Origin of the sequence: Streptomyces sp. NPDC051940 (assembly GCF_040680895.1) — a bacterium.
Classification (GTDB): Bacteria; Actinomycetota; Actinomycetes; order Streptomycetales; family Streptomycetaceae; genus Streptomyces.
This window is the reverse complement of sequence record NZ_JBFAXR010000040.1, coordinates 31326-55177: the sequence shown is the minus strand read 5'-3', so window position 1 is coordinate 55177 and position 23852 is coordinate 31326. Positions and strand designations below refer to the sequence as shown.

Genomic DNA, 23852 nt, shown 5'->3' with positions numbered 1-23852 from the left:
CGGCGGTCTCATAGCGGTTCGAACCTCTCGTCGCTCAGGGGGGCCGGCTTCTCCTGCGGGGCGCCGGGGTCGGGGGAGGGATCCTCGTCCGGCGGCGCCGGCTCGGCGCCGGGGCCGGGATCGGGATCGGCCGGGTGCGGGGTGTCCATGAGCGTTCAGGGTCGTGGCGCGGGGGGTCATGCTGCGAGTGGGCAGATGACCCATTCATTGCGCGGGCCATCGATCGCGCGGCCGCGCCGCACCGGATCACGGCCGCTCAGGCGCGAACGCGCGGTGCCGCTGGGGCGTGAACGGTGCCGTGCCGCACCGGATCGCGGCCGCTCAGGCGCGAACGCGCGGTGCCGCTGGGGCGTGAGTGCCGTGCCGCACCGGATTACGGCCGCTCAGGCGCGAACACGCGGTGCCGCTGGGGCGTGAACGGTGCCGCGCCGCTGCGGGCGGTCGGGCCGCCCGAGGGGCGGCACGGGCGGGCGCAGCGGCCCCGCACCCGCCCGCCTGACCCGGCCACCACGCGAAGGAGGCGCCACCGACCACCCCGCAGGGGGCCAGGGGGCGCAACTCCGGGACCGGAGAGGGAGGCTCAGAGCAGGCCCGCCTCGGCCGCCGCCATCGCGGCGGCCGTCCGCGTCGTGACGCGCAGCTTCTTCATCGCGGAGCCGAGGTGGCGCCCCACCGTGCGCGGGGACAGGAACAGCGCCTCCGCCACCTCGCGGTTCGTCAGACCACGGGCCACCAGGGTCAGCACCTCCCGTTCGCGCGGGGAGAGTTCGTCGCCGTAACCGCGCCGGCCGCGGCGCCAGGTGCGTGCCACCTCGTCGCCCTCGCCCCGCAGCACACGGGCGACCCGGTCCGAGTCGCGGCGGGCGCCCAGCGAGTCCAGCCGCGTGTGCACCTCGCGGAGGACCGCCAGGGCCTCGTCGCGCCGGTCGTCCGACAGCAGGCAGCGGCCCAGGGACTCGAGCGTGAGGAGCTCGTCGTACGGGCGCGGGGCCGAGGCCCACAGCTCCGCCGCCGCACGGTAGAGCTCCACCGCCGTCTCCCCGTCACCGGCGTGCTCCGCGAGCACCGCACCGCAGACGCGGACCGCCGCGCTCGCGGCAGCGGACGCCTCCGTACCGGCCACGGACGCCGCCGCGCCCGCCTGGCCGACCGCCTCCGCGTACGCCGACACCAGGGTCTCCGCCTCCGCGCGGCGGCCCAGCCGCAGCAGCGCCTCGACGTGCACGGGTGCCAGGTCCGTGAACCACAGCCACACGCCCTTCGCGGCGACCGCCTCCGCCCCGGGTGTGGTCACCGCGAGCGCCGCCTCCGGTTCGCCGTCCTGGAGGGCGGAGCGGCCGAGGACCGCGAACGGCAGCAGCGCCACCGGCTCCGCGATGCCGAGCGCGTGCAGCTCGCCGGCCACCGCCCGCAGCGCCCCGTCGTCCTCGACGGCAGGCCCGGTCACCCGTCGCACCAGGTCCGCCAGCATCCGGGCGACCAGCGCGTCGTGCACCTCCGTCGTCTCCGCGTCCGCCAGGCGCGACATAGTCGCGTCGAGCCCCTCCCAGGTGCCGGTGTGCCAGTCGAGGATGGCCTCGATCAACCGGGAGCCGTCCGCGACGCGATGGTGCTCGGAGACCGGTATCAGCTCGGTCGCGGCGCGCAGCAGCCCGCGGATCTCCTCGTAACGCCCCCACGGCAGAGCCGCGTTGGCCACGTTGAGCAGCCCCGTGGCGAGCAGGACGCGGGAGCGCGGCTCGTCCGGTTCGCGGCGCCGCGCCTCGGTCACGCCCGTCCACGCCGACGCGTCGCCGAGCAGCAGCAGCGTCGACGCCCGTGCCGTGCGGACGGCTATCTCCAGATGCGCCGACTCGACGCCCCGGGCCAGCTCCTCCGCGCGCGCCAGCCAGCCGAGATGGCGGGCGGCGGGCCACTCGGGCACCACGGGCAGCGCCAGATTGCACATGGTCAGGGCGGCCAGGTCCGGCCGGTGCCCCAGATCGGGTATCGCGGCCTCGAACTCCGCGAACGCCGCCGTACGCCGCCCCGCGCGCCACAGCATCCGCCCGAGCAGCAGCCGCAGTTCGCCCCGGTCGCCCCGGCCGAGCCGGGGGTCGTCGAGGACCCGGTGCATCGTCTCCACGACCTGGTCGACGATGTCGCCGAGCGCCGCGCCGCCGTAGAACACGGCCTCGCCCAGCTTCGCCGCCAGCCCCCCGCGCCGCTCGACGGGCGCGTCGACGACGGCGAGGAGCTGGAGCAGCAGCGTCACCGCGTGCCGGTCGTCCCCGGCCCGCACGGCCACGTCCGCCCCCGCCTCGGCGTACCGGCACCAGCCGTCGAGGTCACCGGCCTCGCGGCTGTGGTGGGCGAGGCGCTCCAGCGCGTCCGGATCGCGCCCCTCCCACGCCGCCGCGGCCCGCGCGTGCAGCCGGCGCCGGCGGGAGACGGGCATGGCCTCGCCGACCGCCTGGGCGTCCAGCCCGTGCCGGAACACGAACCGCCCCGTGCCGCTCTCCTGGAGCAGCCCCGACGACAGCGCCGTCTCCAGACCCTCAGCCGTGTCGTCCGCCGGCCCTCCGGCCACCTCGGCGAGCAGGGACGTACCGGCCGGGACGCCGAGGACCGCCGCCGCCTCCAGCAGGCGCCGGGCCGCGGGCGGGAGCCGCGTCAGCCGCTCCAGGACCGAGTCCCGCACGGTGGCGGGGACTTCCAGCTCGTCCAGCACCCGCCGTATCCACCGTCCCTCGCGGCGGACGATGTCGCGCCGGTCCGCGAGCAGGCGTACGCACTCCTCCACGGCGAGCGGCACCCCGTCGGTGCGCTCCCGCAGGAAGGCCGCGAAGTCGGAGGAGACCTCCTCGGAGCCGAACATGGAGCCCACCAGCCGACTGGTCTCCGCCGCGGACAGCGGGCCCAGCTCGATCCTGACCCGGCTCATCCCGGGCGGGGTGCGCGAGGTGAGCCGCAGCAGGGGCGACGACTCCCCGATCTCCGCGGGCCGGTACGTCACCAGCACCGACCGCCGGGCGTCACCGGCGGCGAGCAGGGCGAGGAGGAGTTCGAGCGTGACGGGGTCCGCCCAGTGGGCGTCCTCCAGGACCAGGACGTCCACCGCGAGCCGGTCGAGCAGCTCGGCCAGCGCGCGGAACACCCGGTGGCGGGTGGCGCCCGCTGTCGTCTGCTGCTGGTCCAGCGGCGGCGGCAGCAGCTCCGCCCATTCGGGGAAGAGCGGCCTGAGCGCACCGGCTATGGGGCTGAGGTCGCCCGGCACCTTGTCCCCGGCGAGCCGCCGTACCCCGTCGACGACCGGCCCGAGCGGGAACGGCTCGGAGAGCGGGGGAGCGGTGCACCACAGCGCGTTCCGCCCGCCGAGCGTGCCGAGGGCGTGCCGCACCAGCCGCGTCTTGCCGATCCCGGGCTCACCCTCGACCACCACGAGGGCGGCCCCCGACCGCAGCGCCCCCACGAGCGTCCCGAGTTCGTCCGCGCGCCCGACGAACCCCGGCGCCGCACCGGCGGGCCCGTCCGGCGCCCGCGGCTCAGACGCCACGGCCGCTCACCCCGCAGTCACGTGCCCTCATGATTCCTCCCCTGCCTGCCGACCGTTTGGATCATCGCAGAGCCGGAGGTCGCGGCGGAAGCGACGTTCGTCGCCGATGGCCGGTGACATCCGCGAGGGCCCCGGCCGTGACATCCGCGAAGGCCGCAACAACGGCATCAGCGAAGGCCGCACCGATGACGTCCGCGAGCCTCACCCAGTGACATCTGTACCCAGCCCCGGATTGCTTCCCCGCCGACCACCGCATAAGTTAGGTCAGCCTTACCTAATCAACCGGCGACCCGTGAGGAACCCGCACCGTGGCAACCGACGTCCACCGCGACGCCTGGGGCATCCCCCATCTCCGTGCGGACAGCGCCGACGAGCTGGCCTGGATCCAGGGCTGCAACGCCGCCCTCGACCGCGCCTGGCAGCTCGAGACCGAACGCCACCGGTCGCAGGGGACCTCCGCCGCCTTCCTCGGGCCCGGGTCCGCCGACTGGGACGTCCTGGCCCGCCGCGCCCTTCTCGACGACACCGCACGACGCTGCTACGCCGCCCTCGACGCCGCGACGGCCGGCTGGGTGTGGGCCTACGTCGCCGGTGTCAACGCCGGGCTGGCCGAAGGCGCCCGCCGGGCACCGGAGTTCGCGGCGAGCGGTCTGCGCCCCGGGCGCTGGCGTGCGTGGACGCCGCTGGCCGTCTGGCTCTCGCACCACCTCCTCTTCGCCGGCTTCCCCGCCAAGCTGTGGCGCGAGACCGCCACCCGCCGCCTCGGCCCCGACGCGGTCGGCCTGTTCGCCGCCGACGGTCCCGGCACCGCGGGCAGCAACGGCTGGCTCGTCACCGGCGAACGCACAGCCTCCGGCGCCCCCGTCATCGCCGGCGACCCGCACCGCTTCATCGAGGACCCCGGCGTCTACCAGCAGATCCACCTCGTCTGCCCGGAGTACGACGTGGTGGGCCTGGCCGTCCCCGGCGTACCGGGCGTGGCCCACTTCGGCCACACCGGCGGCGTGGCCTGGGCCATCACCAACGCGATGGCCGACTACCAGGACCTCTACGAGGAGCGCCTGCGCCGCCGCGGCGCCGGCCGCGTGGAGGCCCTCGGCCCGGACGGCTGGCAGCCGGTACGGACCCGGACCACGACCGTCGAGGTCGCCGGCGCGCAGGCGATCGAGGTCGAGGTGATCGAGACCGGAAGGGGCCCGATCGTCGCCGGCGGACCCGACGCCGGGCCCGACGCAGGACCCAAAACCGGGCCCGACGCAGGACCCGGCTCCGAGCCCGCCGAAGGCCACGCCCTCAGCCTCCGCACCCCCGCCCGCGTCTGGGAGGACCTGGGCTTCGCCGCCCTGCCCGCGCTGCTGCGCGCCCGCACCGTGGCCGACGTGGACCGGGCGCTCGACGGCTGGACCGAGCCGGTCAACGTCGTCCTCGCCGCGGACACGGCCGGCGGCCTGCTGCACCGCGTGGCCGGACGGGTACCGCGGCGCCACACGGACAACCGGAAGGGCGTCGTGGCCGCCTGGGACACGGCGTACGCCTGGGGCCCCGAACCCGAGCCCATGCCCCGTACGACGATCACCGGGCCGACCGCGGTGATGGCCAACGAACGCGGGATCTCGTCCCCCTTCGGCGTCGAGTTCGCGCCCCCGCACCGCGCCGACCGGATCGGCGCACTGCTCGCGCAGTCGGCCGAGTGGACCCCGGAGGCGATGGCCTCCGTCCACACCGACACGTATCTGGCCTCCGCCACGCCCCTACTGGACCTCCTGGCCGCCCCGCACGACGGCCCCACTCCCGTGCCCCCGCACGACGGCCTCACCCCTCAGGCGGCAGCCCTGCGCGACCGCCTGCTCGCCTGGGACCGGCGGATGGCCGCCGACAGCACCGACGCCACCGCCTTCGCCGCCCTCCGCGCCGCCGTCGTACGCCGCCTCGCCGCGCACCCCGCGCTCGCGCCGCTGACCGAACCGACGCCGTACCCGGCCGTGTTCGCGCCCTGGCTGGCGCTCCTCCCGCGCGTCGCGTACGCGCTGGAGCACCTGCTGCGCGACCGCACCCTGGACGTCGACCGGCCCGCGCTGGTCCGCGACGCCCTTGAGGAGGCCGCCCGCGCCGGCGCGCCGCGGCCCTGGGGCGAGGTCCACCGCCTCGCGCCCTGGCAGGCGCTGCCCGGGGAGAGCGACTCCTGGCCCGGCACGGGCGGCGACCACGACTGCGTGCTCGCGACCTCCAGTGTCCCCGGCCTCACCGACCGCTTCGCCCGCGGCTCGGCCGCCCGTTACGTCTGGGACCTGGCCGACCGTTCGCGCAGTCTGTGGGCCGTTCCCCTGGGCGCGGTCGGCATCCCCGGCCATCCCCACCACCGCGACCAGCTGCCCCGCTGGGCGGCGGGCGAACTGATCCCCGTCGTCACCGACTTCACCCGCCTCACCAAGGAGCCCGATGACCAGCCACGGCCGTGACACCGCGTACGCCCGGCACGTCCCCGGCTTCGGCCACGTCACCGTCACGCCCGTCGACCCCGACGCGGACCTCGACCTGCTCCACGCCTGGGTGACCGGCGAGCGGGCCCGCTTCTGGGGGATGGCGGACGCGACCCGCGACGACGTCCGCGAGGTCTACCGCTCCCTCGACGCGTACACCACCCACCACGCCTTCCTGGTACGCCGGGACGGCACACCGGCCGCGCTCCTGCAGACGTACGAGCCGGAGGCGGACCGGGTCGGCGAGACGTACGAGCCGCAGCCCGGCGACCTGGGCCTGCACCTGCTCGTCGCCCCCGCCGCGGGCGCCCCGCAGCGGGGCTTCACCGCGGGCCTGCTCCGGGGCGTCTTCGGCTTCCTCTTCGCGGACGCGTCCCGCCACCGCCTCGTCGCAGATCCGGACGCGGCGAACGAGCCCGCGATCGCCCGCCTGACGCGCGCGGGCTTCACCCTGGGGCCGGACGTCGTGCTCCCGGAGGTGGACCTCCCCGAGGTGTACCTCCCGGCCAAGCGGGCGCAGCTGGCGTTCCTCACCCGGGAGGCGGCAGGGCTGGGGTGAGAGGGCCCGCCGTGCCCGCCGCCCCTCACGCGAGGACCGCCCCACCGTGCAGCGCCTCCGCCGCCGCCGCGGCGACCGCCTCCGCCGTCAGCGCCAGGGCCGGGACGTCCAGCTTCCACTGCTGCCAGTACAGCGGTACGTCGAGATGGCGGTCCGGGATCAGACGCGTGAGCGCGCCCGAGCGCAGCAGCGGCAACGCCTGCTGCTCCGGCACCAGTCCCCACCCCAGCCCCGCCGTCACCGCGTCGCAGAAACCCTCCGACGTCGGCACGTAGTGCCGGAACCGGCTCGCCCCCGCAGCGCCCGGGGCGAAGGCGCGGACGAAGCGGTCCTGCAGCTCGTCCCGGCGGTCGAACACGATCGTCGGCGCCCCGGGGAGGCGCTCCCGCACCGGGCCGCCCGCCATGTGCCGCTCCGCGAACTCCGGGTTCGCCACCGGCAGATACCGCGCCCGCCCCAGCGGGCGCGCCGTGCAGCCCGCCACCGGCTCCGACGCCGACGTCACCGCCGCCATCACCTGGCCCTCCCGCAGCAGCGCGGCCGTGTGCGACTCGTCCTCCCGGTGCAGCTCGAAGCAGACCGGCGGATCCTGCGGTACGCGCGTCAGCGCGGGCAGGAACCACGTCGCCAGCGTGTCCGCGTTGACCGCGATGGCGATACGGGCCGGGCCCGCCGTGTCCGCGATGCCCAGCTCGGCCTGCGCGTCCCGCTCCAGCGCCGCCAGCTGACGCGCGAAGCGGACCACCACCTGGCCGGATTCCGTCGGCCGGACCGGCTTCGTACGAAGCACCAGCACCCGGCCGGTGCGCTGCTCCAGGGCCTTCACCCGCTGGCTGACGGCGGACGGCGTGATGTGCAGGGCCGCCGCGGCGGCGTCGAAGGTGCCCTCGTCGACGACCGCGAGGAGGGTGCGTACATGGTCGAGAGGCAGGTCCATAAGCTCAGCTTAAGCAGCCTAAGAAACCTAAGCTGTACTAATGGCCGCGCGAAACCTAGCGTCGAGGGCATGAACAGCGGCATTCTCCCGGCGGCCGTCGCCGGTTTCGGCACTGGCCTCTCCCTCATCGTCGCCATCGGCGCGCAGAACGCGTTCGTGCTGCGCCAGGGCGCGCGACGGCAGGCCGTGCTCGCGGTGGTCGGGATCTGTGCCGCGTCCGACGCGCTCCTCATCGCCCTCGGCGTGGCGGGCCTGGGCGCCCTGGTCACCGCCTATCCGGCGGCCCTGACGGCCGTCGGGCTGGCCGGCGGCGGCTTCCTGCTCTGCTACGGCGCCCTGGCCGCCCGCCGCGCCCTGCGGCCCGCCGTCGCGCAGGGTCTCAGCGCCCAGGGCGCGGCCACCGGGTCGATACGCACCGCCGTGCTCACGTGCCTCGCGATGACCTGGCTCAATCCGCACGTCTATCTGGACACCGTGCTGCTGCTCGGCTCCGTCGCCGCCGACCGGGGCTCGCTGCGCTGGGTCTTCGGCGTCGGCGCGATGACCGCCAGCCTGGTGTGGTTCGCGGGCCTCGGCTACGGCGCCCGGCTGCTCGGCGGCGTCCTGTCCCGTCCGTCCGCCTGGCGGGCGCTGGACACGCTGGTCGCGGTGACCATGCTGGTCATGGGCGGGACGCTGCTGGTGCGGACGCTCTGAGGGCGGTACGTCATCGCGGGGGTATACGAAACCGCCACCCGTGATCCACCGGCCCGATCCCCGCCCCCACGGCGAACCCCGCGGCGATCGCCCCCGTCACGTACTCCTTCGCCGCCGCCACCGCCTCCGGCACCCCGTCCCCGAGCGCCAGCCGCGCGGCGATCGCGCTCGCCAGGGTGCAACCCGTGCCGTGCGTATGGCGGTTGTCGTGGCGCGGCGCCCGCAGCCAGTGCTGGACCGTACCGTCCGTGAGCAGGTCCACGGCGTCCCCGGACCCCAGATGGCCGCCCTTGACCAGCACCCAGCGCGGACCGAAGCCCAGCAGCGCCTCGGCCGCCCGCGGCATGTCGTCCGCGGACGCCACGACGACACCGGTGAGCTGGGCGACCTCGTCGAGGTTCGGCGTCGCCACGGTGGCCACCGGCAGCAGCTCGCCCCGCATCGCGTCCAGCGCCGACGCCGCCAGCAGCGGGTCGCCGTGCTTCGACATGCCGACCGGGTCCACCACCAGCGGGGCGCCCGCCCCCGACGCCAGCTCCGCGACGGCCGACACCAGCGGCGCCGAGGCCAGCATGCCGGTCTTCACCGCAGCAACCCCGATGTCGTCGGCCACGGCCCGGAACTGCGCCCGTACCGCCTCCACCGGCAGCTCCCAGACGCCGTGGACGCCCAGCGAGTTCTGCGCCGTGACGGCCGTCAGCACGCTCATACCGTGGACGCCCAGCGCCAGCATCGTCTTCAGATCGGCCTGGATCCCGGCCCCGCCACCGGAGTCGGAACCGGCCACAGTAAGTACGGGCGGCAGCATCACTCGTCCGCCGAGAAGTGGTCCCAGCCGCCGCCCGCCGCCCACACCTTGCCGTCGACGGTCACCTGCGGCGTCGCGGCCGGTGCCAGCACCTCGCCGACCACCCGCCAGCGGGCGGGCAGCTGGCGGTTCGGCGGGAACGTCGCCACGATCGCGTGGTCCTCGCCGCCCGTGAGCACCCACCGCAGCGGGTCGACACCGACCGCGCGGCCGATGTCCGCCATCTGCGTCGGTACGTCGAAGGCGTCCGAGCGTACGTCGATACGCACCTTGCTGGCCGTCGCCACGTGCCCCAGGTCCGCCAGCAGCCCGTCGGACACGTCCGTCATCGACGTCGCGCCCAGCCCCGCCGCCGCCGGCCCCGCCTGGTACGGCGGCTCCGGGCGCCGGTGCGCCTCCACGAACGCGCGCGGCGAGCGGAAGCCCCGCGCCAGCACCGCGTGCCCGGCCGCCGACCAGCCCAGCCAGCCCGTCACGGCCACCACGTCCCCGGGACGCGCCCCGGAGCGGGTCACCGGCTCGTGGCCCTGCAGATCGCCCAGCGCCGTGATCGCGATGGTGATCTTCTCGCCGCGCACCACGTCGCCGCCCACCACGGCCGCGCCCGCGACCTGGCACTCGTCGCGCAGGCCGTCCATCATCTCCGTCGCCCACGTCGCCGGCAGCTCGGCCGGCACGATCAGGCCCAGCAGCAGCGCCGTGGGCACGGCGCCCATCGCGGCGATGTCCGCGAGGTTCTGAGCGGCGGATTTCCGCCCCACGTCATAGGCTGTAGACCAGTCGCGGCGGAAGTGCCGCCCCTCCAGCAGTACGTCCGTACTGGCCACGACCCGGCGGTCGGGCGCGCTGATCACCGCGGCGTCGTCCCCGGGACCCAGCCGGACGGCCGGGGTGGTGGTCAGCCGCGAGGTCAGCTCGCGGATGAGCCCGAACTCACCCAGCTCGCCCACGGTTCCCTTCACAGGCTCGACTCCTCGATCGTCGCTATGCGTCCGAACGCCATTGTCGTCAACTTTCCGCTTCGCCGCTCCGCCCTGGAGGCCCGGCAGAAGTCTCGCCCCCGTACACCCGGACGCGATAGCGTGGCTTCTCCCTCCCCACATGATCCTCGTAGCCGCCTCCTGGAGGTCCCGTGGTACAGGCGTACATCCTGATCCAGACCGAGGTCGGAAAGGCGTCGACCGTGGCTGAGATCATCGCGAAGATCCCCGGGGTCATCCAGGCCGAGGATGTCACCGGACCGTACGACGTCATCGTGCGCGCCCAGGCGGACACGGTCGACGACCTCGGCCGGCTCGTCGTCGCGAAGGTGCAGCAGGTGGAAGGCATCACCCGCACCCTGACCTGCCCGGTCGTCCATCTCTGACCCCCCGTATGCTCAACCGGTGATGCCGTCCGCACGACCCGCCGTCCTCCTGCTCGCCGTGGCACTGACCGCCGCGTGTTCGTCCTCGTCGGACGGGGGCGCGGCAGACGTGTCCGCGCCGCGGCCGTCCGCGGGGGCGAAGGCGTACTGCGAGGCGCTCGCGAAGCGGCTGCCGCGGACCGTCGGCGACGGCCTGAAGAGCCGCGAGACGTCCCCCGCCTCCGTGTACACGGCGGCGTGGGGCGATCCCGCGGTCACGCTGCGCTGCGGTGTGCCCCGGCCCGATGTGCTCACACCGGGCACAGAACATTACAACCCCACGGCTGACGCGGCCCAGGTGGATGGGGTGGACTGGCTGCTGGAGGACACGGACGAGGGCTACCGCTTCACGACGGTGGGCCGTGCGGCGTTCGTGGAGGTCGCGGTCCCCGAGCGCTACGCGCCGGAGATAGGCATGGTGGCCGGCGGCATCTCGGCGGGGGTGAAATCGGCCGTCCCGGCCGAGTCCTGACGGGCCGGGACGGCCGTACCGGAGCTGATCGCGGCGGACGTAATTGCTATGCGCATGACAAATTAGCGCCCGCCGCGACCGGGTTCTGCGATTACCAGGTGAAGGCCGACGACTGCGAACTCGTGGCCGTGCAGTCCACCGCAGCGACGCCGCCCGGCGGCTGGATGCGGATCGACCAGGCGGCCGTGTACGAGTTGGTCGTGTCACCGGCCGACAGGTTCGCCGAGGTCAGCGGGATCGGCCCGATGGTGACGTCACTGCCGGGGTCCATCGGCGGGTTGACCGTGCCGGAGAACACCGCATCGGGCGTGCTGCCGCCGTTCTTGGTGAAGCGCGCGGTCGTGGTGAGCGTGTTCGGGTCGACGAAGGTGTCCGGCGGGATCTTGATCGCGCTCGAGTCGAACCTGATCGACTTGACCCCGCCCGAGTCGGCCGCGGTCAGCGTGGCGCTACCACTGCCCCAGGTGCCGCAGTCGAAGCTCGCGGTCGCGGTGGCCGGCGTGACGGCGGCCGCCGAGGCTGAGAGTCCGAAAACGGCGCCGATCGCACCGGCCGTCGTCACGGCGGCCAGGGCGCAGAGCCTGCGTTGGGACATACGGGTGTCCTTCCGGTCGGTTCCTGCGGCTTCGGCTGAAGTCCGCATGCCGGGCCCGGCAACGAGGGCGGAGTGAAGCCGTGATCACCGAAGAAGTCAAGCGCTTGCCGGAGTTCGCTTGGCAGGTTCAAGACATTCAAGCGAATTGCCCACTCGGCCCTTGACTTCTCTATCTGACACTCCGTCAATAACCGGAGTCGTTCAATCTGAAAGGGTGTCAGGCGATGGGTGGACCGCTCGGACGAAGACGCCGCTGGGCCGCAGCGCTCGCGGGAGGAACCCTGCTCCTGGCGCTGACCGGCGCCGCGGCACCGGAGTACGCCGTCGCGGGCACCGTCACCGCGACCGTGCACTGCGTGCTCCCCGCCGGGCAGGGCGAGGCGACCGGTCCGCAGGACATGACGGTCGAGCTCACACCCGCGGTCGTCGAGCCCGGCGGCCAGGTCCACGCCCGGGTCACCCTCGGGCCCAGCCCCGCCACCAGCGGCTTCGACCTGCCGCAGGTCCCGACGACGCCGAGCATCGACCTGGCGATGTCCGGCGGCGCCACGGGCACGGTCACCGTGACCGGCCCGACGGTCCCGGTCGACATCGTGGCGGGGGAGCACATCGTGATCCCGCCGTACGAGGGGGACTTCTTCGTCCCGGCGGACGCCTCGGGCGAGATCGCCTTCGCCCCGGTGCGCACCCTGACCCGCACGCTGGTCATCGGCAACAACTTCGAGACCCCGTGCACCGTCACCAGCGGCGGCGGCACCGTCGCCACGGTCACCGCCCAGGGCACCGGAGGCGAACAGGCCACGCTGGCCGCGCCCACCGCGCCGGTGAAGCCCAACACCGCCGTCCCGCTGTCGGGGACGCGCTGGACGCCCGGAGGCACTCCCGCGGCGGCGCTGTGCAAGGCCGACGGCAGCGGCTGCGACGCGGCCAAGCTCAAGTCGCCCGCCCTGGCCATCGACGCCGCCGGGAGCCTCAGCGGCACGGTCACGCTCCAGGAGGCCACCCGGGTGCCCGACGGCTCGTACCTGATCCGCGTCAACGACGGGACGAAGGAGGCGACGGCCCCGCTGACCGTCACCCAGTTCGTGCCCACCGGCCCGCGGGCGATCAGCATCAGCCCGGCCCGGGGCCCCGTCGGCACGGTGGTCCGCGTGACCGGCACGAACTATCTGCAGGACCGGTGGATCGTGGCGGAGGGCGTGGACGCGGCCGGCGTACCGCTCGGCACCGGCGTGTTCGTCAAGAGCACCCCCGACGGCGCCTTCGCCCTGGACTTCACGGTCTTCGCCGACACCATCGCCGGCATCCGGGTCAAGGAGGGCAACAACTCCGACACCACGCTCACCAAGCCCTTCACCGTGGCCCCCGAGGGCGGCGGGGGAGGCACGGCCGACCAGACGGTGAACGTCACCGTCGAGACCGGACCGCTCTCCATGGAACAGGCCGGCGACTCCGTCGACTTCGGCACCGTCGACCTGGACGCCGCGGACCGCTCGCTCCAGGCGCGGCTGAACCGGGTGACGGTCACCGACGCCCGCGGTGTCGACACCGGCTGGTCGCTGACCGGCACGCTGACGCCGTTCGACAACGGCGCCGCCGGCTCCATCCCGGCCAACGCCGTGACCTGGACCCCGGCCTGCGCCGCCCAGACCGGCAGCCTCGGCACCCCGCAGGCGGGCACGCCGACGCCGCTCGGCTCCACCGCGGCCACGCTCTGCCAGGTCGCACCCGGCGGGACGAGCTCCCTCGGCATCTACGACGTGGACGCCGGTCTGGGCCTGCAGGTGCCCATGGTCGTCCAGCCCGGCCGGTACACGGCCCTGCTCACCCTCACGCTCAGCTGACCCCCCACGGCCGCCGCGCCCGTCCCCGCCCCCCGGCGGGCGCGCGCCGCCGTGCCCAGATACCTGGAAGGACCCGCATGGACGCGGTACGAACACCCAGGATCCGCACGCTCGTCGCGACCCTCTCCGCCCTCGTGCTGGGCTGCACCGGGGGGCTGGTGGCCCTCGCGCCCGCCGCCCACGCCGGGACCGTGACGCCCACCGTGCACTGCGTACTGCCCGCCGGCCAGGGCGAGGCCACCGGCCCGCAGGAGATGACCGTCGAGCTCACCCCGGACACCGCCGAGGCGGGCGCCCAGGTGCACGCCACCGTCACGCTCGGCGCCAGCCCCGCGATCCCCGGCACCACGCTCAACGACGTACCGACCACGCCCAGCATCGACCTGGCCATGTCGGGCGGCGCCACCGGCACCGTCACGGTCCGGGGACCCCAGATCATCATGGACATCGTGGCGGGGCAGCCTCTCGTGATGCCCGTCTACGAGGGCGACTTCTTCCTCCCCGCGAACGCCGCCGGGCCCGTCGACTTCACGCCGGTGCGCACCCAGACGCAGACCGTGGTGTTCGGCACCACGTTCTCCACGCCGTGCGACGTGGTCGGCGGGGGAGGGGTGGTCGACACGGTCACCGCCCAGGACCCGTCCACCCTGCCGGCCACGCTGACCGCGCCCACGTCCCCGGTGAAGCCCAACACGGCCGTCACCCTGTCGGGGACGCGCTGGACCCCGGGCGGCACACCGGCGGCGGCGCTGTGCCTCGCCGACGGCAGCAGCTGCGATCCGGCGAAGGTGAAGGCCACCGCCCTGGCCATCGACGCGTCCGGGAACCTGAGCGGCACGGTCACGCTCCAGGAGGCCACCCGGGTGCCCGACGGTTCGTACCTGATCCGCGTGAACGACGGCACCAAGGAGGCGACCGCGGCGCTGGGCGTGGCCCAGTTCGTGCCCGCCGGCCCGCGCACCATCGCGCTCAGCCCGGCCAGTGGCCCGGTCGGCACCGTCGTACGCGTCACCGGCAGCGACTACTTCCAGGACCGGTGGATCATCGCGGAGGGCCTGGACGCGGCGGGCGTCGTGCTCGGCACGGGCGTGTTCGTCAAGAGCACCCCCGACGGCACCTTCGCGCTCGACTACACCGTCGCCAGTGACGCCGTCGCCGCGATCCGGGTCAAGGAGAGCAACAACGCCGACACCGCCGTGATCGCGCCGTTCACGGTCACCGTCCCCACCGTCTCGACGGGCGCGGGCACGGTGAAGCCGGGCCGGTCCGTCGCGCTCTCCGGCACCGGCTGGCCGGCCGGCGTCACGCCCACCGCCACGCTCTGCCTGTCCGACGGCAGCGGCTGCGACGCCTCGCGGATCAGCGCCTCCGCCCTGAGCACGGACGCATCCGGCATGCTGAGCGGCACGGTGACGATCGCGTCCGGCACGGCGAAGGGCGGGTACGAACTCCGGGTGACCAGCGGCACGCTGAGCGCGTCCACGCCGCTCACCGTCTCCCAGAAGTAGGTGCGGAGCACCCCGCAGGCGACAGAGGGACCCGCTGCCGTGGCGGCGGGTCCCGCGGTTACACTCCGGGCGTGTCCGCCATCGACGAGATCCGCCGCAGCAAGTACATCAGCCTGACCACCTACCGCAAGGACGGTACGCCGGTCGCGACCCCCGTGTGGTACGTCGAGCACGACGGCGCGCTGTGGGTGGTGACCCCCGCGGACTCGTGGAAGGTCAAACGCATCCGCGCCAACGCCTCGGTGACGGTGGCCGCGTGCGACGTCCGCGGCCGGACCGCCCCCGGCGCCGGGACGGCTCCCGGCACCGCGCGGCTCCTGGACGAGGCGGGTACCGCGCAGGCCCGCGCGCTCCTGGCGCGCCGCTACCCCACGTCGCGCATCGGGAACGCGCTGGCCCGCGCCCTGCGCATCCGCCGCAAGCCGATGACCGGCCTGACGGTCACGCTCTGACCGCGGTGCCTCAGCGCAGCCCCGTGGACCGGCGCAGGGCCGCCTGGATCAGCCGGTCCACCAGCTCCGGGTACGACAGACCCGACTCCTGCCACATCCGCGGGTACATCGAGATCGGCGTGAAGCCCGGCATCGTGTTGATCTCGTTGATGACGAACTCACCGGACTCCGTCAGGAAGAAGTCCGCCCGCACCAGCCCCTCGCCGGACACCGCCTCGAAGGCCTGCACGGCCAGCTCCTGGACCCGCGCCGTCTCCTCGGGAGTCAGCGGGGCGGGGACGAGGCCGTCCGCCGAGTCGATGTACTTGGCCTCGAAGTCGTAGAAGTCGTGGGCGGAGACCGGCGGGATCTCCGCCGGCACGCTCGCCCGCGGGCCGTCCTCGAACTCCAGGACACCGCACTCGATCTCCCGGCCGCTGACCGCGGCCTCGACGATGACCTTGGGGTCGTGGCGCCGCGCCTCCTCCAGCGCGTCCTCCAGCCCCTCCAGGCCGTCGACCTTGGTGATGCCCATGGACGACCCCGCCCGCGACGGCTTCACGAACAGCGGCCAGCCGTGCTCCCCGGCCAGGTCCACGACCTTGCGGCGGGCGCCCGACGGGTCCTGGTCCCACTCCCGCGCGCGGATCACGACGTACGGGCCGACCGGCAGTCCGTACGAGACGAAGATCCGCTTCATGTACTCCTTGTCCATGCCGACCGCCGAGGCCAGCACGCCGCAGCCGACGTACGGGACACCCGCGAGGTCGAGCATGCCCTGGATGGTGCCGTCCTCGCCGTACGGGCCGTGCAGCACCGGGAAGACCACGTCGACCTCGCCGAGTGCCTTGGGCACCTGGCCCGGCTCGGTGTAGACGACGTCGCGGCTGCCCGGGTTCAGCGGCATGACCACGCCGCCGGTGTCCGACTCCACCAGCTCCTCGACGCTCGGCACCTTGCGGTCCGTGATCGCCATCCGCTCGGGGTCGTCGGCGGTGAGCGCCCAGCGGCCGTCCGCGGTGATGCCGATCGGCAGCACCTCGTACTTGGACCGGTCGATGGCCGCCATCACGGCGCCGGCGGTGACCACCGAGATGCCGTGCTCGGAGCTGCGCCCGCCGAAGACGACGGCGACGCGGGGCTTCTTGTCATGGCTGTGGGAGGAGTGCTCGCTGCTCATATCGCGACGACCCTACCTGGTGAGAGCCCGCACGTCAGTGCCCCTCGGCCTTGGCCCGGCGCGTCATCAGCTCCTTCACCGCGACGAGCGGCTGCTTTCCGTCGTGGACGATCGACACGACCGTGTCCGTGATCGGCATGTCGACCCCGTTGCGCCGGGCCAGGTCCTGCACCGACTCGCAGGACTTCACGCCCTCCGCGGTCTGCTTCGTCACGGCGATGGTCTCCGCCAGGGTCATGCCCCGGCCGAGGTTGATGCCGAAGGTGTGGTTGCGCGACAGCGGGGAGGAGCAGGTGGCGACCAGGTCGCCCATGCCGGCCAGACCGGCGAAGGTGCGCGGGTCGGCGCCGAGCGCCGCGCCCAGCCGCATCGTCTCGGCCAGCCCCCGGGTGATCAGCGACGCCTTCGCGTTGTCGCCCAGCCCCATCCCGTCCGCGATGCCGACGGCGAGCCCGATCACGTTCTTCACCGCGCCGCCCAGCTCGCAGCCGACGACGTCGGTGATGGTGTACGGGCGGAAGTACGGCGTCATGCACGCCGTCTGCAGCCGCTTGGCGACCGACTCGTCCGCGCAGGCCACGACCGCCGCGGCGGGCTGGCGCTGGGCGATCTCGCGGGCCAGGTTGGGGCCGGAGAGGACGGCGACCCGCTCGGCCGGGACCTTGGCGACCTCCTCGATCACCTCGCTCATCCGCTTCACCGTGCCGAGCTCGATGCCCTTCATCAGGCTGACGAGCACCGTGCCCTCGTGCAGCACCGGCACCCACTGGGCGAGATTGCCGCGCAGCGTCTGCGAGGGCACCGCGAGCACCGTGAACTCGGCGCCGGCCGCGGCCTCGGCCGGGTCGGTGGTGGCCCGGACGCGGTCGGGCAGCGTCAGGTCGGGGAAGTAGTCCGGGTTCGTCCGGGTGGTGTTGATCGCGTCCACCAGCTCCGCCCGGCGGCCCCACATGACCACCTCGCAGCCGGCGTCGGCGAGCACCATGGAGAAGGCGGTGCCCCACGACCCCGTACCGAAGACCGCAACCCGCGTCACTTGCTCTCCTTGCCCTGTTCGTCGGAGGAGTCGGAGGAGTCGACGGCGCCGGCCGGGGCCGTGGCCGCCGTCCCGTCCGCCTTCTTACGGGCCGCGGCGCTCCGGCGCCGCTGCTCCGCCCGGACCTTGACCGGGTCGTAGCGCTCCGCGGGCGCCTTCTCGCCGCGCAGCTCCTCCAGCAGCCCGGTCACGGCGTTCATCAGCACGTCCGTGACCTGCTTCAGCACCTCGGGCGTCGGCTCCATGCCGGCGAACGCGGAGAGGTCCACCGGCGGGCCCGCCAGCACGCGGAAGGTCTTGCGCGGGAACAGCTTCGGCTTCCCGTACGGCGGCAGCGCGTGGTTCGCGCCCCACTGGGCGACGGGGATCACCGGGGCGCCGGTCTCCAGGGCGACCCGGGCGGCGCCGGTCTTGCCGGTCATCGGCCACAGGTCCGGGTCGCGGGTGAGCGTGCCCTCGGGGTAGAACGCCACGCACTCGCCCCCGTCGATCGCCGCGACGGCCTCGCGGAAGGCCTTGGCGGCGTCGGTGGACTCCCGGTAGACGGGGATCTGCCCGGTCCCGCGCATGAAGGAGCCGACGAAGCCCTTCTTGAACAGGCCGTCCTTGGCGAGGAATCGCGGGACGCGGCCGGTGTTGTACTGGAAGTGCGCGTAGGAGAGCGGATCCAGGTACGAGTTGTGGTTCACGACGGTGATGAATCCCCCGTCGGCAGGCATATTCTCCATGCCCCGCCAGTCACGCTTGAAGAGCACCACGAGCGGCGGCTTGCAGATAGCCGCGGCCAGGCGGTACCAGAAACCGATTCTGTGCCGGGACACGGATCTATTCTCCTCGCCTTCAGAGGTTCGAAGCCTGGGCAACCGCACAAGTGTCTCCCCAGGTCATCAGGTCTGTCGAGAACACCGTACGCCTATACGAGTCCGCCGCCCCGGCCGACGTGGTCCGCCCAGGGACGCCGCCCGGCGGGGGCGGAGCGGCCGTCGCGGCGTACGGACGGGAGAATGACGCGGTGACCGAGGAACCCGGGACCGGCGTGTGGAGCGTCGTGGTGCCCCTGAAGCCGCTGCGGCTGGCCAAGAGCCGGCTGGAGCGCGCCGCGGGCCCCGCGGACCGCCCCCGGCTGGCGCTGGCCTTCGCCCTGGACACGGTCGCCGCGGTGCTGGCGTGCCCCTCCGTGCGGGATGTGACCGTTGTCACGGACGATCCCGCGGCCCGGGCGGAGCTCTCGGCGCTCGGCGCCCTGGTGACGGCGGACACCCCGCAGGGCGGCCTGAACGCCGCCCTGGCCCACGGCGCGAGGGTCGTACGCTCCCGCCTCCCGCACGCCTTCGTCGCCGCACTCAACGCGGACCTGCCGGCCCTGCGGCCGGTGGAGCTGGCGCTCGTCCTCGACGCCGCCCGGCGCCACGGCGGCCGCACGTTCCTGGCGGACGCGGACGGCGTCGGCACCACCCTGCTGACCGCGGCCCCGGCCACGGACCTCGCCCCGTCCTTCGGCGGCGCGTCCAGGGCCCGCCATCTGGCGTCGGGCGCCACGGAGCTGTGCCTGTGGGACGTGGAGACGGTCCGACGGGACGTGGACACACCGGAGAACCTGGAGGAGGCGCTGCGCCTCGGGGTGGGCCGCCACACGGCGCTGGCGGCCCTCAGAAGGTCTGAAGGGTCACCAGCGTGATCCGCCGGGCGTCGCCCGACCCCGAGACCTCGATCCGCACCCGCTGACCGGGCCGCAGCAGCAGCAGCCCGCCGGCGTCGAACGCGTCCGCGTCGAAGGACACCGGCGTACCGTCGTCCAGAAGGACACTGCCGGAACGGGTCGAAGCGTCATACGTGTACGCGGTGGCCTGCATGGGGCCACGGTACAAGCACCGGCCCCACAACGACCGCGGGCCGGACACCCCCGACGGGTTCCGGCCCTGCTGTCGCCGGCGTCGCCGCCGGTGTCGCTCACTTCTTGGCAGCCGCCTTCTTCGCGGTGGTCTTCCGCGTGGTCGTCTTCTTCGCCGGCGCCTTCTTGGCGGTGGCCTTCTTGGCCGGGGCCTTCTTCGCGACGGTCTTCTTCGCGGTGGCGGCCTTCTTCGCCGTCGTCTTCTTGGCGGCGGCCTTGGTCGCCGTCTTCTTCGCCGTGGTCTTCTTCGCGGCGGAGGTGGCCTTCTTCGCCGTGGTCTTCTTCGCGGCGGCCGTGGTCTTCTTGGCCGCCGTCTTCCTGGTGGCGGCCTTCTTGGCCGTCGTCTTCTTGGCGGTGGCCTTCTTCGTGGTCGCCTTCTTGGTGGCCGTGCCGCCGCTGAGCGAGCCCTTCGGCGCCTTCTTGACCGCGGTCTCACCGGACTTCGGCAGCTTCTTGGTCCCGCTCACCAGGTCCTTGAAGCCCTGGCCGGCGCGGAAGCGCGGCACCGAGGTCTTCTTGACCCGGACGCGCTCGCCGGTCTGCGGGTTGCGGGCGTAGCGGGCCGGGCGCTCGACCTTCTCAAAGGAGCCGAAGCCGGTGACGGAGATGCGCTCACCCCCGCACACCGCGCGGACGATCCCGTCCAGCACCGCGTCGACCGCGGCCTCCGCCTGCTGCCGACCACCCAGCTTGTCGGCGATCGCTTCCACGAGCTGTGCCTTGTTCACGTCTTCCCCTTCGGAGACATTGTGCGAGAACGAATTGTTCAAGCCTTTTCGCACGTTAGGCAGAGATATACCGCAAATCAAACGCGAAACGGTCGAATCACCCTCGTGTCGCAACACCTCGAAACCTCAGGTGCGCCCCTTCAGCTCCTCGATGAGAGCGTCCAGGCGCTGCGCCGCGACGGCCAGATCGTGCTTGGCGACCGCGGTGACGGCGAGCAACCGCCTTGTGGCGAGGGCCCGTTCGGATTCGGGCGCGTCCAACGCGCGGACCAGCGCGTGCGCCTCCTTCAGACGCGCGGCCACCGCCTCGTACAGCGCGAGTTGGCCATCGTCCTCCATGCGCCGATTGTGTCATCTGGGGCGAGTTGTCGCCCGGCGCCGCGCCAACGTCCGTGCCTCCGCACACGACGGCGCCCCCTGCTCGCGAGGTGCCTGAGCAGGGGGCGCCGTGGGGGCCGGTGCGGGGACCGGCCGGGGTCAGGCCTGGATTGTGCGGGGCTTGTGGGCGGGGCGCAACTTTTCGTAGGCCGCGATGTCGGACTCGTTCGTCAGGGTGATGGAGATGTCGTCCAGACCGTTCAGAAGACGCCAGCGGGCGTTCTCGTCCAGCTCGAAGCCGGCGATCAGGTCGCCTTCGGGTGAGGCGGCCCGAACCTGGCGTTCGACCAGGTCAACGGTGATCTCCGCCTGCGGGTCCGCCTCGGTGAGCTGCCACAGGGCGTCAACGTGCTTCTGGTCGAGGACCACGGTGAGCAGACCGTTCTTCAGCGAGTTGCCGCGGAAGATGTCGGCGAAGCGGGCCGAGATGACCGTCTTGAAGCCGTAGTTCTGCAGCGCCCAGACGGCGTGCTCGCGGGACGAGCCGGTGCCGAAGTCGGGGCCCGCGACCAGCACGGTGGCGCCCGCGCGCTCCGGCCGGTTGAGCACGAACTCCGGGTCCTTGCGCCAGGCCTCGAAGAGCCCGTCCTCGAACCCGTCGCGGGTGACCTTCTTCAGCCAGTGCGCGGGGATGATCTGGTCGGTGTCGACGTTGCTGCGGCGCAGCGGAACGGCCCGGCCGGTGTGGGTGGTGAACGCTTCCATGGTGCTCAGACTCCAGCGGGCGTCGGGACGTCGGACAGGTCGGCGGGGGAGGCCAGGTGCCCCAGCACGGCGGTCGCGGCGGCGACCTGCGGCGAGACCAGATGGGTCCGGCCGCCCTTGCCCTGCCTGCCCTCGAAGTTGCGGTTGGAGGTGGACGCGGAGCGCTCGCCGGGGGCCAGCTGGTCCGGGTTCATGCCCAGGCACATCGAGCAGCCGGCGTGGCGCCATTCGGCACCGGCGGCGGTGAACACCTTGTCCAGGCCCTCCTCGACGGCCTGCAGCGCCACGCGCACCGAACCCGGCACCACCAGCATCCGTACGCCTCTCGCGACCTGGCGCCCGTCCAGCACGCCCGCCGCCGAGCGCAGGTCCTCGATCCGCCCGTTGGTGCAGGAGCCCACGAAGACCGTGTCGACGGAGATGTCGCGCAGCCGCTGTCCCGCCTCAAGACCCATGTACTCCAGGGCCTTCTCGGCGGCCAGCCGCTCGCTCGGGTCCTCGTAGGCGGCCGGGTCCGGCACGCTCGCCGAGAGGGGCGCGCCCTGGCCGGGGTTGGTGCCCCAGGTGACGAACGGCGCCAGCTCGGCTGCCTCGATGACGACCTCGGCGTCGAATTCGGCGTCGGCGTCCGTCTTCAGCGTCTTCCAGTACGCGACGGCCGCGTCCCAGTCCGCGCCCTGCGGGGCGTGCGCGCGGTCGCGCAGGTAGTTGAAAGTCGTCTCATCCGGGGCGATCATCCCCGCCCGGGCGCCGGCCTCGATCGACATGTTGCAGACCGTCATCCGGGCCTCCATCGAGAGCTTCTCGACGGCCTCGCCGCGGTACTCCAGGACGTAACCCTGGCCGCCGCCCGTACCGATCCGGGCGATGATCGCCAGGATCAGGTCCTTGGCGGTGACGCCGTCGGGCAGTTCGCCGTTGACGGTGATCGCCATGGTCTTCGGCCGGGCCATCGGCAGGGTCTGCGTGGCCAGCACGTGCTCCACCTGCGAGGTGCCGATGCCGAACGCCAGCGCGCCGAACGCGCCGTGGGTGGAGGTGTGGCTGTCGCCGCACACCACGGTCGTCCCCGGCTGGGTCAGGCCCAGCTGCGGGCCCACCACGTGGACGACGCCCTGCTCCACGTCGCCCAGCGGGTGCAGACGGACGCCGAAGTCGGCGCAGTTCTTGCGCAGGGTCTCCAACTGGGTGCGGGAGACCGGGTCGGCGATCGGCTTGTCGATGTCGAGGGTCGGGGTGTTGTGGTCCTCGGTGGCGATGGTCAGATCGGTGCGCCGCACCTGCCGGCCGGCCTTCCGCAGGCCGTCGAACGCCTGCGGGCTGGTGACCTCGTGCAGCAGATGCAGATCGATGTAGAGGAGGTCCGGCTCGCCTTCCGCGCGCCTGACGACGTGGTCGTCCCAGACCTTCTCCGCGAGTGTCCGTCCCATCGCTTTCCCATCATCGGTGTGAGTCGTGGAGCCGGGGCATACGGGGAACGCGCCGCCCGATCTCCACGTGTCGGACGGTGACCCGTCCCAACAGAGTGGCTGGTCTCACGGAAAATTGAACTTGCGTTTCACAGTGTGAGACGTGAATATCGTTGCATGGACAACTCTAGCGGCGTCGGCGTACTCGACAAGGCCGCGGTGGTTCTCAGCGCTCTGGAGTCCGGACCGGCGACCCTCGCCGGCCTGGTCTCCGCCACTGGCCTGGCCCGGCCCACGGCTCACCGCCTCGCGGTGGCGCTGGAACACCACCGCATGGTGGCAAGGGACATGCAGGGGCGCTTCATCCTCGGCCCGCGGCTCTCGGAGCTGGCGGCGGCCGCGGGCGAGGACCGGCTGCTCGCCACGGCGGGGCCGGTGCTCACGCACCTGCGCGATGTGACGGGGGAGAGCGCGCAGCTCTACCGGCGTCAGGGAGACATGCGGATCTGCGTGGCCGCGGCGGAGCGCCTCTCCGGCCTGCGGGACACGGTCCCGGTGGGCTCCACGCTCCCGATGAAGGCAGGCTCGGCCGCCCAGGTCCTCATGGCCTGGGAGGAGCCGGAGCGCCTCCACCGCGGACTGCAGGGCGCGCGCTTCACCGCCACGGCCCTGTCCGGTGTCCGCCGCCGCGGCTGGGCCCAGTCCGTCGGCGAACGCGAACCGGGCGTCGCCTCCGTCTCGGCCCCCGTCCGCGGCCCGTCGAACCGCGTCGTGGCGGCGGTCTCCGTCTCCGGCCCGATCGAACGCCTCACCCGCCACCCCGGCCGCATGCACGCGCAGGCGGTCGTGGACGCCGCCTCGCGCCTCTCGGAGGCGCTCCGCCGCAACGGCGGCTGACGCCGCCCCACCCCCTCCCTCTCCGGGCTTCGCCCGTGGTCCTCAGGCGCCGGACGGGCTGGTTTCCCGCGGGTGCGGTGTGCTGCGCCCCTGCGGCCATGCGTGCGCCTGCGGCGCGCTTCGGGCTTCGCCCGAAGTCCTCAAACGCCGGACGGGCTGGGGTTGCCGTACGGGCTGGTTTGCGCGGGTGCGGGGTGCTGCATCCGGCTGCGTTCGGCTGCGCCGGGCTGTGTCCTGCGGTCGTGCTTGCGCCTGCGGCGCGTTTCGGGCTTCGCCCGAAGTCCTCAAACGCCGGACGGGCTGGGGTTGCCGTACGGGCTGGTTTGCGCGGGTGCGGGGTGCTGCATCCGGCTGCGTT

Annotated in this window: 24 protein-coding genes; 10 read left to right on the top strand and 14 right to left on the bottom strand. The window is 73.5% G+C overall.

Translation table 11 applies throughout. The features are described 5' to 3' along the window. Nucleotides 1-8 precede the first annotated feature (8 nt). Complete coding sequence (locus tag AB0M28_RS17970) at nucleotides 9-149, bottom strand: hypothetical protein (protein ID WP_365405156.1); 141 nt, start codon at nucleotides 147-149, stop codon at nucleotides 9-11. A 431-nt stretch (nucleotides 150-580) separates the two neighbouring features. Next, the gene (locus AB0M28_RS17965) at nucleotides 581-3535 is read right to left on the bottom strand and encodes an AAA family ATPase (protein WP_365405153.1); all 2955 of its coding nucleotides are present in this window, start codon (nucleotides 3533-3535) and stop codon (nucleotides 581-583) included. 308 nt (nucleotides 3536-3843) lie between these two features. Here AB0M28_RS17965 and AB0M28_RS17960 point away from each other — a divergent pair, with 308 nt between their 5' ends. Together AB0M28_RS17960 and AB0M28_RS17955 are read left to right on the top strand one after the other, a co-directional pair. Further along, nucleotides 3844-5994 carry a penicillin acylase family protein gene (locus tag AB0M28_RS17960; protein WP_365405150.1) on the top strand — a complete coding sequence of 717 codons (2151 nt, stop codon included), beginning with the start codon at nucleotides 3844-3846 and terminating at the stop codon, nucleotides 5992-5994. Continuing rightward, nucleotides 5975-6574: a GNAT family N-acetyltransferase gene (locus AB0M28_RS17955; RefSeq protein ID WP_365405147.1), complete on the top strand. Its 600-nt coding sequence runs from the start codon at nucleotides 5975-5977 to the stop codon at nucleotides 6572-6574. The genes AB0M28_RS17960 and AB0M28_RS17955 overlap by 20 nt, the downstream gene beginning before the upstream one ends. A 25-nt stretch (nucleotides 6575-6599) precedes the next feature. Here the strand turns inward: AB0M28_RS17955 and AB0M28_RS17950 are convergent, their stop codons facing one another. Beyond that, entirely contained in the window at nucleotides 6600-7511 is a 912-nt protein-coding gene (locus AB0M28_RS17950) for a LysR family transcriptional regulator ArgP (protein WP_365405144.1), read from the bottom strand. A 69-nt stretch (nucleotides 7512-7580) separates the two neighbouring features. Between AB0M28_RS17950 and AB0M28_RS17945 the strand changes: the two genes are divergently transcribed. Next, the gene (locus AB0M28_RS17945) at nucleotides 7581-8207 is read left to right on the top strand and encodes a LysE/ArgO family amino acid transporter (RefSeq protein ID WP_365405141.1); all 627 of its coding nucleotides are present in this window, start codon (nucleotides 7581-7583) and stop codon (nucleotides 8205-8207) included. Nucleotides 8208-8217: 10 nt separating this feature from the next. On the opposite strand, the gene thiD is transcribed toward AB0M28_RS17945, so the two are convergent. Together thiD and AB0M28_RS17935 are read right to left on the bottom strand one after the other, a co-directional pair. After that, nucleotides 8218-9015, bottom strand: a complete 798-nt coding sequence (thiD, locus tag AB0M28_RS17940; RefSeq protein ID WP_365405138.1) for a bifunctional hydroxymethylpyrimidine kinase/phosphomethylpyrimidine kinase — start codon at nucleotides 9013-9015, stop codon at nucleotides 8218-8220. Then, nucleotides 9015-9977, bottom strand: a complete 963-nt coding sequence (locus AB0M28_RS17935) for a thiamine-phosphate kinase (RefSeq protein WP_365405135.1) — start codon at nucleotides 9975-9977, stop codon at nucleotides 9015-9017. Before AB0M28_RS17935 ends, thiD begins: the two co-directional genes overlap by 1 nt. 170 nt (nucleotides 9978-10147) lie before the next feature. Here AB0M28_RS17935 and AB0M28_RS17930 point away from each other — a divergent pair, with 170 nt between their 5' ends. Beyond that, complete coding sequence (locus AB0M28_RS17930; RefSeq protein ID WP_365405132.1) at nucleotides 10148-10381, top strand: Lrp/AsnC ligand binding domain-containing protein; 234 nt, start codon at nucleotides 10148-10150, stop codon at nucleotides 10379-10381. Between the two features lie 22 nt (nucleotides 10382-10403). Then, entirely contained in the window at nucleotides 10404-10892 is a 489-nt protein-coding gene (locus AB0M28_RS17925; RefSeq protein WP_365405129.1) for a DUF3515 family protein, read from the top strand. Nucleotides 10893-10983: 91 nt separating this feature from the next. Here AB0M28_RS17925 and AB0M28_RS17920 read toward each other — a convergent pair whose 3' ends face one another. Beyond that, nucleotides 10984-11487, bottom strand: a complete 504-nt coding sequence (locus AB0M28_RS17920) for a hypothetical protein (RefSeq protein WP_365405126.1) — start codon at nucleotides 11485-11487, stop codon at nucleotides 10984-10986. Between the two features lie 224 nt (nucleotides 11488-11711). On the opposite strand from AB0M28_RS17920, the gene AB0M28_RS17915 reads away from it, so the two are divergent. The 3 genes from AB0M28_RS17915 to AB0M28_RS17905 all read left to right on the top strand — a co-directional run bounded on the left by AB0M28_RS17915 (nucleotide 11712) and on the right by AB0M28_RS17905 (nucleotide 15291). After that, nucleotides 11712-13331 (top strand): WxL domain-containing protein, encoded by a 1620-nt coding sequence (locus AB0M28_RS17915; protein ID WP_365405123.1) that lies wholly within the window; start codon nucleotides 11712-11714, stop codon nucleotides 13329-13331. A 77-nt stretch (nucleotides 13332-13408) separates the two neighbouring features. After that, on the top strand, nucleotides 13409-14839 hold the full coding sequence (locus AB0M28_RS17910; protein WP_365405120.1) for a hypothetical protein: 1431 nt from the start codon (nucleotides 13409-13411) through the stop codon (nucleotides 14837-14839). A 71-nt stretch (nucleotides 14840-14910) separates the two neighbouring features. Continuing rightward, nucleotides 14911-15291 (top strand): PPOX class F420-dependent oxidoreductase, encoded by a 381-nt coding sequence (locus AB0M28_RS17905; protein WP_365405117.1) that lies wholly within the window; start codon nucleotides 14911-14913, stop codon nucleotides 15289-15291. Between the two features lie 10 nt (nucleotides 15292-15301). Here the strand turns inward: AB0M28_RS17905 and AB0M28_RS17900 are convergent, their stop codons facing one another. From AB0M28_RS17900 to AB0M28_RS17890, 3 genes are read right to left on the bottom strand one after another with little or no spacing between them, the layout of a single operon-like run. Continuing rightward, nucleotides 15302-16450, bottom strand: a complete 1149-nt coding sequence (locus tag AB0M28_RS17900; protein WP_365405114.1) for a D-alanine--D-alanine ligase family protein — start codon at nucleotides 16448-16450, stop codon at nucleotides 15302-15304. A gap of 34 nt (nucleotides 16451-16484) precedes the next feature. After that, the gene (locus tag AB0M28_RS17895; protein ID WP_365405111.1) at nucleotides 16485-17486 is read right to left on the bottom strand and encodes an NAD(P)H-dependent glycerol-3-phosphate dehydrogenase; all 1002 of its coding nucleotides are present in this window, start codon (nucleotides 17484-17486) and stop codon (nucleotides 16485-16487) included. Continuing rightward, complete coding sequence (locus AB0M28_RS17890) at nucleotides 17483-18307, bottom strand: lysophospholipid acyltransferase family protein (RefSeq protein WP_365405108.1); 825 nt, start codon at nucleotides 18305-18307, stop codon at nucleotides 17483-17485. Before AB0M28_RS17890 ends, AB0M28_RS17895 begins: the two co-directional genes overlap by 4 nt. Before the next feature lie 191 nt (nucleotides 18308-18498). Between AB0M28_RS17890 and cofC the strand changes: the two genes are divergently transcribed. Beyond that, complete coding sequence (gene cofC / locus AB0M28_RS17885) at nucleotides 18499-19164, top strand: 2-phospho-L-lactate guanylyltransferase (protein WP_365405106.1); 666 nt, start codon at nucleotides 18499-18501, stop codon at nucleotides 19162-19164. Here the strand turns inward: cofC and AB0M28_RS17880 are convergent. From AB0M28_RS17880 to leuC, 5 genes are all read right to left on the bottom strand, one after another. Continuing rightward, nucleotides 19136-19339, bottom strand: a complete 204-nt coding sequence (locus AB0M28_RS17880) for a hypothetical protein (RefSeq protein WP_365405103.1) — start codon at nucleotides 19337-19339, stop codon at nucleotides 19136-19138. The two genes, cofC and AB0M28_RS17880, sit on opposite strands and share 29 nt — an antisense overlap. Before the next feature lie 97 nt (nucleotides 19340-19436). Next, the gene (locus tag AB0M28_RS17875) at nucleotides 19437-20105 is read right to left on the bottom strand and encodes an HU family DNA-binding protein (RefSeq protein WP_365405100.1); all 669 of its coding nucleotides are present in this window, start codon (nucleotides 20103-20105) and stop codon (nucleotides 19437-19439) included. Between the two features lie 126 nt (nucleotides 20106-20231). Then, nucleotides 20232-20444, bottom strand: coding sequence for a hypothetical protein (locus AB0M28_RS17870; RefSeq protein ID WP_365405097.1), 213 nt, complete (start codon nucleotides 20442-20444; stop codon nucleotides 20232-20234). A gap of 138 nt (nucleotides 20445-20582) precedes the next feature. Next, nucleotides 20583-21188, bottom strand: coding sequence for a 3-isopropylmalate dehydratase small subunit (gene leuD, locus AB0M28_RS17865; protein ID WP_365405094.1), 606 nt, complete (start codon nucleotides 21186-21188; stop codon nucleotides 20583-20585). 5 nt (nucleotides 21189-21193) lie between these two features. Next, nucleotides 21194-22618, bottom strand: a complete 1425-nt coding sequence (gene leuC / locus AB0M28_RS17860) for a 3-isopropylmalate dehydratase large subunit (RefSeq protein ID WP_365405091.1) — start codon at nucleotides 22616-22618, stop codon at nucleotides 21194-21196. Between the two features lie 156 nt (nucleotides 22619-22774). On the opposite strand from leuC, the gene ndgR reads away from it, so the two are divergent. Beyond that, complete coding sequence (gene ndgR / locus AB0M28_RS17855) at nucleotides 22775-23494, top strand: IclR family transcriptional regulator NdgR (protein WP_365405088.1); 720 nt, start codon at nucleotides 22775-22777, stop codon at nucleotides 23492-23494. The last annotated feature ends 358 nt before the right edge of the window (nucleotides 23495-23852 follow it).